This window comes from Sphingomonas sp. 35-24ZXX, assembly GCF_000786215.1.
Lineage (GTDB): Bacteria > Pseudomonadota > Alphaproteobacteria > Sphingomonadales > Sphingomonadaceae > Blastomonas.
In genome coordinates, this window is record NZ_JROG01000001.1 from 550,233 (window position 1) to 561,847 (window position 11,615).

15 protein-coding genes are annotated in these 11,615 nt (G+C 64.1%); 2 read left to right on the forward strand and 13 right to left on the reverse strand.

Going from position 1 to position 11,615, the window contains the following annotated elements; genetic code table 11:
* Nucleotides 1–37: 37 nt before the first annotated feature.
* The gene (locus LI72_RS02495) at nucleotides 38–511 is read left to right on the forward strand and encodes a DUF3237 domain-containing protein (protein ID WP_081984537.1); all 474 of its coding nucleotides are present in this window, start codon (nucleotides 38–40) and stop codon (nucleotides 509–511) included.
* A 39-nt stretch (nucleotides 512–550) separates the two neighbouring features.
* Here the strand turns inward: LI72_RS02495 and LI72_RS02500 are convergent, their stop codons facing one another.
* Nucleotides 551–1,789, reverse strand: coding sequence for an MFS transporter (locus LI72_RS02500; RefSeq protein WP_033924227.1), 1,239 nt, complete (start codon nucleotides 1,787–1,789; stop codon nucleotides 551–553).
* Nucleotides 1,790–1,917: 128 nt separating this feature from the next.
* Between LI72_RS02500 and LI72_RS02505 the strand changes: the two genes are divergently transcribed.
* Entirely contained in the window at nucleotides 1,918–3,021 is a 1,104-nt protein-coding gene (locus tag LI72_RS02505; protein ID WP_081984539.1) for a YeiH family protein, read from the forward strand.
* On the opposite strand, the gene sorB is transcribed toward LI72_RS02505, so the two are convergent.
* From sorB to LI72_RS02565, 12 genes are all read right to left on the reverse strand, one after another.
* Complete coding sequence (gene sorB / locus LI72_RS02510; protein WP_033924228.1) at nucleotides 3,018–3,380, reverse strand: SorB family sulfite dehydrogenase c-type cytochrome subunit; 363 nt, start codon at nucleotides 3,378–3,380, stop codon at nucleotides 3,018–3,020. The two genes, LI72_RS02505 and sorB, sit on opposite strands and share 4 nt — an antisense overlap.
* Complete coding sequence (sorA, locus tag LI72_RS02515; RefSeq protein ID WP_033924229.1) at nucleotides 3,380–4,579, reverse strand: SorA family sulfite dehydrogenase catalytic subunit; 1,200 nt, start codon at nucleotides 4,577–4,579, stop codon at nucleotides 3,380–3,382. The genes sorB and sorA overlap by 1 nt, the downstream gene beginning before the upstream one ends.
* 100 nt (nucleotides 4,580–4,679) lie before the next feature.
* Entirely contained in the window at nucleotides 4,680–5,240 is a 561-nt protein-coding gene (locus LI72_RS02520) for a hypothetical protein (protein WP_033924230.1), read from the reverse strand.
* Between the two features lie 69 nt (nucleotides 5,241–5,309).
* Nucleotides 5,310–6,206, reverse strand: coding sequence for a CPBP family intramembrane glutamic endopeptidase (locus tag LI72_RS02525; RefSeq protein ID WP_052129448.1), 897 nt, complete (start codon nucleotides 6,204–6,206; stop codon nucleotides 5,310–5,312).
* 26 nt (nucleotides 6,207–6,232) lie between these two features.
* Entirely contained in the window at nucleotides 6,233–6,937 is a 705-nt protein-coding gene (gene aqpZ / locus LI72_RS02530) for an aquaporin Z (RefSeq protein WP_033924231.1), read from the reverse strand.
* Between the two features lie 76 nt (nucleotides 6,938–7,013).
* Entirely contained in the window at nucleotides 7,014–7,523 is a 510-nt protein-coding gene (locus LI72_RS02535) for a hypothetical protein (protein WP_052129411.1), read from the reverse strand.
* 3 nt (nucleotides 7,524–7,526) lie between these two features.
* Nucleotides 7,527–7,883: a hypothetical protein gene (locus LI72_RS02540; protein WP_033924232.1), complete on the reverse strand. Its 357-nt coding sequence runs from the start codon at nucleotides 7,881–7,883 to the stop codon at nucleotides 7,527–7,529.
* 34 nt (nucleotides 7,884–7,917) lie between these two features.
* Nucleotides 7,918–8,715: a hypothetical protein gene (locus tag LI72_RS02545; RefSeq protein WP_052129412.1), complete on the reverse strand. Its 798-nt coding sequence runs from the start codon at nucleotides 8,713–8,715 to the stop codon at nucleotides 7,918–7,920.
* Between the two features lie 134 nt (nucleotides 8,716–8,849).
* On the reverse strand, nucleotides 8,850–9,299 hold the full coding sequence (locus LI72_RS02550) for a hypothetical protein (protein WP_052129413.1): 450 nt from the start codon (nucleotides 9,297–9,299) through the stop codon (nucleotides 8,850–8,852).
* Nucleotides 9,296–10,102, reverse strand: a complete 807-nt coding sequence (locus tag LI72_RS02555) for a CPBP family intramembrane glutamic endopeptidase (protein ID WP_197051776.1) — start codon at nucleotides 10,100–10,102, stop codon at nucleotides 9,296–9,298. The genes LI72_RS02550 and LI72_RS02555 overlap by 4 nt, the downstream gene beginning before the upstream one ends.
* Before the next feature lie 14 nt (nucleotides 10,103–10,116).
* The gene (locus LI72_RS02560; RefSeq protein WP_033924234.1) at nucleotides 10,117–10,779 is read right to left on the reverse strand and encodes a hypothetical protein; all 663 of its coding nucleotides are present in this window, start codon (nucleotides 10,777–10,779) and stop codon (nucleotides 10,117–10,119) included.
* A gap of 35 nt (nucleotides 10,780–10,814) precedes the next feature.
* Nucleotides 10,815–11,516: a hypothetical protein gene (locus tag LI72_RS02565; protein WP_156139443.1), complete on the reverse strand. Its 702-nt coding sequence runs from the start codon at nucleotides 11,514–11,516 to the stop codon at nucleotides 10,815–10,817.
* Nucleotides 11,517–11,615 lie beyond the last annotated feature (99 nt).

An 11,615-nucleotide genomic window follows, 5' to 3' on the forward strand; every position in this document is an offset into this window, starting at 1 on the left:
CTTTGCCAGACGATGGCCGGATGCTAGCGCTGCTTCAATGAAAAACCTTGCCCACACCCATCTCATGACGCTCCGGCTTGATGTCGATTTCGGCCGGACTAAGCGGGTCGGTATCATCGCCTCTGGCCATCGGGGCATTGCCATGGTCACCGGCGGCACATTCGACGGAGCGCGATTGCACGGAACGGTGGATTCGGGCGCCGACTGGTTCGTCATCCAGCCCGATGGTTCGCTGCTGATCGATGTGCGGCTGACGCTGACCACCGCCGATGATGTGCCGATCTATCTGAACTATCAGGGTTCGATGCGGGGCAGGGGGGACGCGATGGCGCGGTTTCACAAGGGGCAGCTGCTCGATCCGGCCGACTATAATCTGCTGATCAGCGCGCGCCTAGAATGTGGCGATGCGCGCTATTCCTGGCTCAACGCGCTGACCTTGACCGGCTCGGGAACGCAGACGCTCTCCGGGCCGGTCTATGAGATCTATCAGATCGGTCAGACGCTGGACTGATCAGGTCCAGAGCCGGTTGCCACGATCGGCCTCTTGCGCTCAGTCGGCCGCCAGCTTCAGCTTCGGGATCATCAGCTGGATGAACGCCAGCGCCACCAGATACGCGCTGCCGCAGATTGCGAACAGCGGCACATAGCCCATGCCGCTGCCCAGCGAATAGCCGGCGAACTCGATGATCGCGGTGCCCGAGAGGTTGCCTGCGACCGCGCCCAGCGCGATCACGCTGGCGACACGGGTGGCGGGGATGATGTCGGCGGTCATGCCGAAGACGTTGGTCGAAAAGCCCTGATGCGCGAACAGCCCCAGGCCGATCAGCACCGCCGCGATCCACGGATTGCCGGTGGTCAGCGCCAGCGGCATCGCCAGTACGACGAGCGCGTAAAACAGCATCGAGGTCTTGCGCGCGGCGTTGACGGTCATGCCGCGGCTGAGCAGGATCGGATACAGCCCGCCAGAGGTGATCGCGCCCAGCGCCGCCAGGGTGAAGATGATCGCGATCGGCCAGCCCAGCTCGCCCTGCGCCATGTTGAACTGCCGGTTGAAGAAATCGGGCATCCAGAACAGCACGAACCACCACACCGCATCGATGCAGAATTTCGCGCCGATCACGGTCCAGGTCTTGCGGTCGGCCAGCAGCACGCCCCATGGCACGCGCGCACGTTCCGGCAGGTCGCCCAGCGGCTTCAAGTTGCGGGTGCCGTACCACCAGCCGGCGAGCCAGACGAAGCCCAAGGCGCCTGTGACCCAGAACGCCGCCTGCCAGCCAAAGGCCAACGCGAACGGCGGGATCAGCAGCGGGGTGATGATCGCGCCGATATTGGGCGCGGTGTTGATCAAGCCGATGGCGAAATTGCGTTCCTTGACCGGCAGATACATCGCGGCGGCCTTGAGGCCCGCCGGCGTGCTCACCGATTCGCCCGCTGCCAGCACGATGCGCGCGGCGACGAACTGCTGCACCGTCTGCGCGAGGGCATGCGCCATGCCCGCCGCGCTCCACACGACGACCGCGATCGAATAGGCGACACGAACGCCCAGGCGATCGACGAACCAGCCGACAAATAGCAAAGTGCCGGCTGCCGCGATCTGGAAGGAGGAGCCGAGGTGCGCGTATTCTGCGTCCGACCAGCCGAATTCGGCCTCCAGCGTGGGCTTGAGCAGCGCCAGCACCTGCCGGTCGACATAATTGAGCGCGTTGCCCAGGAACAGCAGCGCCACCAATGCGATCGCCGCGCCGCGTGCCACGCCCTGCTGCGCCATTTGTTTTTGGGCCTCGTTCATTGCAAATTCCTCCCCGTCCGGGCCGTTATGCGCCGCTTCTTGCTTGCACGATAGCCGCTCGCGTGCGTAAGAAAAGCGTTATATGACACCGAAGGACATACTTTCGGGCCGATTGGGTGGAGGCACGCGTGAAACGGCAAGAGATTGACTGGGATTCGCTGCCCGCAGCCGGCGACCTTTTTGGCGAGATGTACCTCGCCGAGGTCGCCCCGAAGCCCGCGTCCGACGCCGAACCTGATGCCCCCAAGCCGCGCGACACCGTGTTCCAGGGGCTGGCCATCTGCGCGATCGCGGCGGGCGCGGCGGCGTGGTTGTCCGAACATTACATGTTCCCGATCATCCTGCTGGGCCTGCTGATCGGCTTGTCGCTGAGCTTTGTCGCCAAGGATCCGCGCAGCCACATGGGGCTCGATTTCGCCTCGCGCACCTGTTTGCGCTTTGGTGTCGTATTGCTGGGCCTGCAGGTGACCTTTGCGCAGATCGGCTCGCTGGGCGTGGAACCGTTTGCGGCGCTGGCGGCGATCATGACAGTGACCTTCCTGTCGGGGATCGTCGGCGCGCGGCTGGTGGGGCAATCAAGCTACACCGGCATATTGGCGGGCGGCGCGACTGCCATCTGCGGCGCGAGCGCGGCGATGGCGCTCTATGGCATCATCGGGCGCGAGCGGGTCAACCAGTCGCAGTTCGCGATCACGCTGGTCGTGGTGTCGTTGGCGAGTGCGCTGGCGATGTCGCTCTACCCGATCCTCGCCGAATATCTCGACCTCACCGACGAGCAGGCGGGCTTTCTGATCGGTGCGTCGATCCATGACGTCGCGCAGGCCATCGGCGGCGGTTACGCGTTTTCCGAGGAGGCCGGGAGCTATGCCGCGATCGTCAAGCTGTCGCGCGTGGCGATGCTCGCGCCGGTTGTCATCATCACCGGGCTGGTGATCGGTGGCGCGAACACGGTGGAGGGCGATCCACTATGGAAACGGCTGGCGCTGCCCTGGTTCATCGTCGCGTTCTTCGGTGTGGTGCTGCTCAACTCGCTGGTCAGCATCCCGATGCCGATCCGCGATGCCGCGCTCAGCGTTTCCAAGGGGTTGCTGCTGATCGCGGTGATCGCAACCGCGATGCGCAGCCGGCTCGACCTGCTGATGCAGACCGGCATCCGACCGGCCATCCCCGTGGTAATCGCGACCTTGGTGAGCCTGATCGCCTCGTTCGCGGCGGTGATGCTGATCGCCTAGCCGAAACGGTCGGCCAGGATCTCGGCGATCGCCTCGGCCTGATCGGGCTCGATCGGCGCGCCATAGACCTTGACCATCTTGGTCACTTCATCGTGCCAGAATTTCTCCCCCATGCCGGGCGGCTGGGTGGTGATGTATTCGAGCGAGTGGCAGGCCGAGCAGTTGTTCACCACTGCTTCCGCTCCGGCATCGGCCAAAGCGGCAGGCACAGTCTCTTCGGGCATCTGATAGCTGACTGGTTCCATGCTCATGGCGACCGGGGCAGGGCCATCGCCGCCTCGAGGGAAGAGCGTAAGCGCGGCGCCGCCTGCCGCCAGGGCGAGAAGACCAAGGCCGATGATCAATCCCTTGCTGCGCATCACACCGCCTCCAGCATCGTCGTTTCAGACACGTTGCGCATATAGCCCGCCGGTTGCCAGCTGGCCGCCAGCGGCTGGACTTCGCCCGCTGCTGTCTCTGCGCGGACCCGGACCGGGTGGCGGCCCTTGGCGAGGGTCAGGCCCATCTTCCACTCGCGGAACGAATAGCGGCCCAGATCCTCGCCCAGCTTCGCTTCCTGCCAGCTGCGCCCATCGTCGGGCGAGACCCATACCCGCTTCACGGGATCGCCGCCCGCAAAGGCGATGCCGCGCAGTTCGGTCGTCTTGCCTGCTGCCACCTGAGCGCCATCGGTGTGGCTGGTGAGGAACGAGCGGACGTTGAACCGTGCGATGGGCCGCGTCTTGTCTGGCTTGGTGCCGGGTTCGACGCAGCGGCAGTCATTGTCCGGAATGCGATAGGCGGTCTTCATCCAGTAACCGTCAAAGTCCTGGTCCACGACGTTGATTTCGTTGAGGTGCTTGACCCAATAGGTGCCGTAATGCCCCGGCACGACCAGCCGCAGTGGATAACCGTTGAGGAAGGGCAGCTCCTCTCCGTTCATTGCGAACGCGACCATGACCTCGCCATCCTGGGCATGATCGAGATCGAGCGCCTTGACGAAATCGGCCACGCCATCGGCGGGCGGGTTGTCGAGGCCGTTGAAGGTGACCTGGCGCGCGCCTGCACGGATCCCCGCCTTGGCGAGCAGATGCTTGAGCGCCACGCCCTGCCAGCGCGCATTGCCCATCGCGCCATTGCCGAGCTGCCCACCGGCCAAGCGCGGCGCGACGAACCCGCGGCTGTTGCCCGAACACTGGTTGACCGCGACGATTTCGCTCATCGGAAAATCGCGGCGCAGCGCGTCGAGCGACAGCTCTAGGGGCTGGTTCACATGCCCGCCGATGTTCAGGCGAAAACTGCGCGGGTCGATCTCGGTCGGAAGGCCCGCGAGGTGATAGCGCACGAAGAAGGCGTCATTGGGGGTCAGCACGCCATCATTGAACACCGGGAAGGGCGTTTCCAGCTGTGGCGGGCGGCTGGTGAGCAGAATCATCTCCCGCTTGCCGGGCAAGGTGATCAACGGGCGCTCGCCGTTGCCGAAGGGCAGGGTGATGCGCGCACCGCCCGATTTTGCCGCCGCGCCGATCAGCGCGACGCCCGCGCCCGCGACAAACAGCCTCCGGTCAATCCCGCTCATACCCGCTCCCGTAGAGTTTTGCGCCTGTGCGCCTATGCCTCTTTTACGCAGAGCAGATCATATGTCCACCGTTAGCCATACGGGCATTTTCGGGACCGGGTCAGGTGGTCGGCAGAAAGGCCGCATAGCGCTCGCGCCAGGCGGCGACTTCGTCGGCAAGGTGCGCGGGCGGCGCATCGCCCGACACCACCAGCCGTGCGACATCGTCTTCGGGATGCATCAGCATCTTCTTTGCCCCGTCGCTGAACCAGACCGCGACCAGCTGGGTGCACACGCTGTCGAGCACCTTTGCTGCCATGCCGCTGGCAATGGCATCGCTGCCGGGCAGGGTGCGCACGCTGATGCACACCCCTTCGAAGCAGTTGCGCGGGGCGCGTTCGAAATTGATCGATACCAGCAGTCCGCTGCGATCGGGCCGGGCCTCATCGGGCAGCTCTGCCACCCTGCGCCATGCGCAGAACCAGGTGCGGCAGATCGGCGGGCGCGCGGCGTGAATGCTGCATCCCTGCGGCGTCAGCTGCTGGCAGGGGGTCCCGGCGGGCTTGCTGAACTCGGGCGTGTCGACCTTCAGCGTGACGCAGCAGACGGTGCAGCCGCCACAGTCGCGATCCGGCAGCACCGGCCCCAGAAGCAGCGTTTCCAGATCCCTATCCTGCGTCATCTGCGCACAGTGTGACGCTGCCCCACCGGGAATGCAAGGCCGGGGGCACGCGGCGTGTAAACCGAAACCCTATTGCGGCAATGCGGAAGGGGCACCTGGCAGGCGGGTCTGCTTCCAGAAGGGCTGCACGACATGGCCGCGCCGCACCGCCATCCCGGCCAGTATCACGCCGGTCGTGGTCGCCAGAACACAGGGGACGAGCGAGGCTTCGAACCCGAATCCGCCGCCCGTCAGGAGCTCCGGACCCACGGTCACCGTCTTGAACAGGCCCGGTTCGGCAACCCCGCCCGAAACGACTCCACCGAAAACCGCCGATTGGGTGTAGTTCCAGGACACGTGAAACCCGATCCCCAGCCACAGGCGCCGGGTGACCATGTAGGCCGCCGCCAGGAGAAGCCCTGCCTCGATGCTGATGAAGATCGCTCCGGTCAAAGTTGCTGCCGGGTTCATCAGATGCACGAAGCCGAACACCACCGAGGAAATGACCACCGATATCCAGCTGCCGAGCCATTCCTCGACGATCCTAAAAAGCGCGCCGCGAAACAGCAGTTCCTCCAGGAATCCCGAGCTCAGTGCCATCGAGATCGCGGGCAGCATGATGGACACACGGTTCATCCCTTCGATCCGCGTAACGCCGAGCGCTATCAGCACCAGCATACCGGCGGTATAAAGTCCTGCGCCGACCAGAATGCCGATCCCCAACTCGCGTGGCATCGCTCCGAGCGCAAGGTCGGCGGCTTCGCGCTGCTCGACGAAACGGGCAAAGCCGACATAAATCCACATCGCGAGCGCAATCATCCCGGCCGCCGCGACAATCGCCATGAACCAATCGCCCTTGGTCTGTTCCATGAAGAAATTGCTGTGGCCAAGGCACTGCAACAGCAGATAGCCGAGCAACACCAGCCGGATCGGCGGGAACTGCAGCGCCTTCAGCCACATAGGCGTGGGCTTCGGGTTATCGTTCATGGCAGGCTCTTGCCTCGTCTGGCCGATCATGCTGCTGTTCCCGGGCGGTTGTCAGCTGAAAGCAGGTAGGTCCAGGCGAGCGCGCCGACCGCTGCGCCGGCCAAAGGGGCGATCCAGAACAGCCACAGTTGCGGCAGGGCCGCGGTCTCCGCAAAAAACGCGACCCCGGTGGAGCGCGCCGGGTTGACCGAGGTATTGGTCACCGGGATCGACACGAGATGGATCAGCGTCAGCGCCAGGCCGATGGCGATCGGCGCGAAACCTGCGGGCGCGGCCTTCGAGGTCGCGCCGAGAATCACAACCAGAAAGCCTGCGGTCAGCACGATTTCTATCAGCAGCGCCGCGCCGATGCCGTAGCCGCCGGGCGACAGTGCGCCGAAGCCGTTCGAGGCAAAGCCGCCGGGCTCGAAGCCCGGCTGGCCCGATGCGATGGCGTACAGCACGGTCGCGGCGACGATCGCCCCGGCCAGTTGCGCGATCCAATAGGTGGGCAGCTGCTTCCAGGCAAAGCGGTTGGCGATCGCCAGCCCCAGCGATACGGCGGGATTGAAATGCCCGCCAGAAATGCCGCCGACCGCATAGGCCATGGTCAGCACCGTCAGGCCGAAGGCGAGCGATACGCCTGCAAAGCCGATGCCGAGGTCCGGAAAGGCGGCGGCCAGCACGGCCGAGCCGCAGCCGCCGAAGACCAGCCAGAACGTGCCGAAAAACTCGGCTGCCAAAGCCCTCATATCCTGCCCCCCTTTTGACGATCTTTGTGCTGATATCCTCGAACCGTGGCGACGCTTCCCTGCCATCGCGCGGCGATTAACCCTGGGTCGGTGGATCCAGGATCAGATGCTTGGCGTCGCGCGCATTGCGTTCGACCTCGGCGTGTTCGCAAAAGGCCTTTTCGTCGCTGGCCGCGATGGCCAGCTGCGCGCCGAACATCATGCCAAAGCCCATCATCACCTGCCGCTCGCGCAGGTGCAGCGCCTCGGAGTCGACATTGAGCATCTTGCCCTTGTCGTCATAGTAGATGATGTTCATTTCGTCTTCGAACCGCGCCTTGTTGACGCTGAAGCCCGCGCAGGTCAGCGCGACCGCCTGCTGGTGCGCCATGGCCTTGACGACGTTGCGCTGGCCCGTATCCAGCCCGGCCTTGGTCATCGCGGCATCATAGGCCTTGGACACGGACAGATCCATGTGGACCTGGTTGTCGGGTTCGGTGGCCGCTGCCTGGGCCGCCGGGGCGGGGCCTTCGGAGCAGGCCGCGAGTGCGGTCATCGAGGCAGTGGCTGCCAGGATCAGGCCGATACGAAAGGATTGGGTCTGCATCGCTCAATACCCCCGGTTATAGGGATCATAGCCGAATTCGCGGCTGGTCCATTCGGCCGAATAATAGCCCTTGCGGTAGCATTGCCGCTGGCTGCGATAGCAGATCACGTTCTTGGCGGCGTTGTAGGTATCGCCCCAGTTGCCGCGATAGGAGTCACGATCGTAATAGCTGCGATTGCCCTCGCGGTTGCGGCGCGAACTCGATGCCGCCGCCGCAATGCCGACAATGGCAAGTCCGATGGCCGCCCCGGTCGCCCGGTCCCGGTCCCTGTGCCGATGATGATCGCGTGCGATCGACGGTGCAGGTGTCGTCAGCCCCACGGCCAGCGCGCCTGCGAGAATCCATCTTGCCAGTGTCATGCCTGTAACCCCCTTTTCTTGCTGATGTCCCGCGTCAGTCGCGGCAGGTGCGCGGCCCCACGCTCTCGATCGAGACGACATAGCCGTTCTGCGAATTGAGGATCAGGCACTGGCGCGACGAGGCCCGCCAATAGGTCATGAACCGGCCCTGGTCGGTTTTCTTGTTGTCCAGCTGCAGGAAGCCGCGGCTGGCCAGCTGCCCGGTGGCGTAATTGCGTTCCTGGCCCTGCAGATCGTTGAACTCGGCATAGCCGCTATTGCCGCCGCCATAGTTATAGCCGCCGCGATAGCTGGTCTGGCTGGCGCGTTCGCGAACCCCGGAGTCATAGCCGTTGGAATAGGCGTCGCTGCGCGAGTAATTGTGGAACGGCTGGTTGTAGAGGCCGTCGCGATGGCCGCGCTCGAACTCGGCCGTGCCGCGCTCGTCATAGTCGCGTTCGCCGCGATGGTGCGACTTGCTGGCGAGCGCCACAACGCCCAGCAGCGCGGCCGCCCCGACGGCGATGGCCGCTGCCTTGTCGCCATTCCCGCCCTTCTGGTTGCAGTCGGCGTTGGTGGTCTTGTTCAACGACTGGAAGTTGCCGTTGTAGGTGACCGCCTTCACGCATTCCTTGGTGTTGCCGTTCCACCAATAGTTGACCTTGCTGTCATCCTCTGTGTGGCCCGAGATGCGGTGAAACCCCCGATATTCCAGCTGGCTTTCGCCGCCTGCAGCCTTTGCGCCGACAAGATCGCGAACAGAGCCCGGGGCCTGCGCCGCTGCGCCTACCGGTGTCATCATCAGGGCTGCACACAGCAGTGCTGCCCCTGAATTCTTGGCCAAATTGATCATCTATTCTCTCCCGACTCTGCTCTGACAGTCCCCAGTGTTGAACAAGTTTGACACATCATGGACCGCACGCCTTTTGACATTTGTCGCCACACACTGGGCATATCGTGCCATTTGGTGGCATGAACCGACTGTGTTCAGTTGGTTGCGCCGATGGTGATGGTGAAATTGGCGGTCTCGTTGCGCCGCGCAGCGTTGCGCATCAGGTACAGGTCGATCTTGTAGTCGCCCGACGATGGGATGACGTCCTTGAACTCGTTGCCCGACGTCGAACCGATGAACATCGCCTGCTCGGCACCGGGTGCGGTGACATTGAAATTGGCCGATGCATTGCTGGAGACCAGTTTGACGCTGACCTTCTGACCGGCGCGCAGGTTCACCACGAACAGGCGTGATTGATTGCCCTTGATCGTCCCCTTGATCGCCTTGGAAGAGGTCCCCTTGGCAAACTGGACGCGTTCGGGCTTGGGCATGGGCGCCTGCGCGATCGCGGCCGGAGGGAGGGCCACGGCAGAGAGTGCCAGAGCGGATAGGGCCATTGCAGACCGGGCCATCGCGGTGCCAGCCAGGGTCAGACGGTGTTTCATGCTTTTTCTCCTGCAGATGAAAAGGGGGCGTTGAAGCTGTCGTCGCGCCAGCCTGCGCGAACGCGCTCGTTGCGGACCAGCCAGAGGCCGTAAATGAACAATGGCCCGACCAGCGCGAGGCCGCCGAGAAGTTGCTGCTGCCACAATCCCGGTTCCGGCGCCGCGCCTTGCGCTCCGCTGCCAATCATGAACACGACAAAGTCCCACGCAGCGTGGATGACCATGATCGGGATGATCGAGCGGGTGCGGATGCGGATTGCCAGATACGCAACCCCGCTCATGAACGCATTGAGGGCCTGGACGCCTGCAGCCCCGAACTCGCCGGTGATCAGGGTGTTGAGGATGTGCACCGATCCGAAGGCCAGCGAGACGAGCAGGAAGCCGGGCCAGAAGGGCAGCGTCTTGCGCACGGCCCCCCACAGCACACCACGAAAGGCCAGTTCTTCGCTGAACCCCACCATCGCCGTGTTGAGCAGGACCATCAGCATGGCGGCCGTGTGGAAACGACCGGTCAGCACACCGATAGTTCCCAGCACCACCAGATACAGCGCGGGCAGCCAGAGCAGACCCAGCGAAGACATCGGCTCGGGTCGTTTGAACCCCATGTCTCGCCAGCCCATGATCCATGTGACCAGCATCAGGAACAGGGCGGCGCTCGCCACGCCCCAGGCCGGATGGCGGGTCACCATCTCCTGCAGCGACATCGTCGACTGGGTTTGCAATGTCGCAATCCACATCGTCAGCGTGACCGAGACCGCAACGGTCAGCAGCGCAATGCCCAGTCGTTTGTTGGCGGCGTTCATCCCGGCATCCCCCTTCATGTTCCCAATATGACGGCCGTCGCGACCCCGATGATCAGAATGGCCGCGACCAGGGTCGATCCCAGCGCGTTGGCGAAGGCGAAGCCGAATCCGGTCGCCAGCTTGGCGCGAAACCACAGGGTCTGCTGCGCGAGATACCAGCCGATGCCGGACACGAAGACCGCATTGGCAAGGCCGTGCGCAAAGGCTGCCTCGGCATGGCTGAGCGCAGTGCCGAGCCCGATCATCATCGCGAACGGTGCCGTGATGAAGCACTGGCTGTAGAAGATCGGCTTCAGCGTATCGCGGTCGAGCGCAATCTTGAGCCGCTGCATCAGCCGCAGCGACAAGACTAATGGCAGCAGGCTGAACATGAACACCCGAAAGATCAGCAGGTTCTGCGTGTCCTGCAACAGCACCGGCAGCAGCGATTGCGCCTGCGACGGGGCGGCACGCTCGAACAGATGGCTGACCAGCAGGCAGACCATCAGGAACAGGGGCGGGCTGAGCGTATCGGTATATTGTTCTGACTGGACATCGCCCAGTTCGGTATCGGCATAGTCCATCATCCGTTGCGGATGGCGCAGGGTCAGCCACAAGGTGCGCGGGAAGAACACCAGCATCACCATGGCTTCATAGAGAAGCTCTTCCAGCGATTTGAGCAATCTCATGAAGTCCATGCGAGCCTCCTCCCCAGGCTGGCGTCCTGCAAGCTTCAGTCACCCTTGATGAAGACGTCGGGCACCTCGTAGCGCTCGGGGCCGATGGTCACGATGGTAGTGTCTTCGACTCGCTTGCCCACCACCGGGAACTTGGCCGACCCATCTGCCTCGTTCGTGTTGGCGCTGATCGCCTTTCCGGCCTTGTCGAAGATGAGCATGCGGCTGTTCACGCCATCGGGCCAGTCGATGAACACCAGCGTGAGCCCGTCCTCGGTGTTGCGCTTGACCCCGGCATCGCACATCGTCGCCTTCATGCCGCGATAGCCTGCACAGCGCAGTTGCGCGGTCGCGTCATAGTCGGTGCCCGCCACCTTGGCGTCGCCCTGGCCGTCGCCATCGCCGGGCATCGGGGCGGGGGCGTTGGGCACGGACACCAAGGTCACGCCATCGACCACTTTCAGCAGTTTGCCGCCAAGCTTTTCGGCGTCGGCCTCGGTCGGGCAGCCCACCAGCGACGCGCTGTCGTCGAGATAATCGCTGGTGGCAGGCGATTCCCCGATGCGGCGGCAGGCATCGCCGGGCTTCGGAAAGCCGTCGCCAAAGGCGGGGAGGCTGGCGGGCCAGGCGAAGTCTGTTCCGGTCGCGGCCTCATCCCTGGCAGGCGCTTCGGGCGGGGCGTTGCCGCCGCATCCTGCGAGCAGGAGGCTGCCAGCCAGACCCCATGCCGTGAATGCCGATCTGCTCACCATTGCCATCAGAGCCTCCTTCACCCGGTTCCTGCAGGAACGTCGTCGGGGCTTATATTGCGGCACATGGAGCACAGCGGCCATTGTCATTCATCGCCAAAGGCTGGA

Bases quoted from the DNA above. Each gene is read 5' to 3' on its own strand.
- LI72_RS02495 (WP_081984537.1), top strand. From the start codon at position 38: ATGAAAAACCTTGCCCACACCCATCTCATGACGCTCCGGCTTGATGTC.
- LI72_RS02500 (WP_033924227.1), bottom strand. From the start codon at position 1,789: ATGAACGAGGCCCAAAAACAAATGGCGCAGCAGGGCGTGGCACGCGGC.
- sorB (WP_033924228.1), bottom strand. From the start codon at position 3,380: ATGCGCAGCAAGGGATTGATCATCGGCCTTGGTCTTCTCGCCCTGGCG.
- sorA (WP_033924229.1), bottom strand. From the start codon at position 4,579: ATGAGCGGGATTGACCGGAGGCTGTTTGTCGCGGGCGCGGGCGTCGCG.
- LI72_RS02520 (WP_033924230.1), bottom strand. From the start codon at position 5,240: ATGACGCAGGATAGGGATCTGGAAACGCTGCTTCTGGGGCCGGTGCTG.
- LI72_RS02525 (WP_052129448.1), bottom strand. From the start codon at position 6,206: ATGAACGATAACCCGAAGCCCACGCCTATGTGGCTGAAGGCGCTGCAG.
- aqpZ (WP_033924231.1), bottom strand. From the start codon at position 6,937: ATGAGGGCTTTGGCAGCCGAGTTTTTCGGCACGTTCTGGCTGGTCTTC.
- LI72_RS02535 (WP_052129411.1), bottom strand. From the start codon at position 7,523: ATGCAGACCCAATCCTTTCGTATCGGCCTGATCCTGGCAGCCACTGCC.
- LI72_RS02540 (WP_033924232.1), bottom strand. From the start codon at position 7,883: ATGACACTGGCAAGATGGATTCTCGCAGGCGCGCTGGCCGTGGGGCTG.
- LI72_RS02545 (WP_052129412.1), bottom strand. From the start codon at position 8,715: ATGATCAATTTGGCCAAGAATTCAGGGGCAGCACTGCTGTGTGCAGCC.
- LI72_RS02550 (WP_052129413.1), bottom strand. From the start codon at position 9,299: ATGAAACACCGTCTGACCCTGGCTGGCACCGCGATGGCCCGGTCTGCA.
- LI72_RS02555 (WP_197051776.1), bottom strand. From the start codon at position 10,102: ATGAACGCCGCCAACAAACGACTGGGCATTGCGCTGCTGACCGTTGCG.
- LI72_RS02560 (WP_033924234.1), bottom strand. From the start codon at position 10,779: ATGGACTTCATGAGATTGCTCAAATCGCTGGAAGAGCTTCTCTATGAA.
- LI72_RS02565 (WP_156139443.1), bottom strand. From the start codon at position 11,516: ATGGCAATGGTGAGCAGATCGGCATTCACGGCATGGGGTCTGGCTGGC.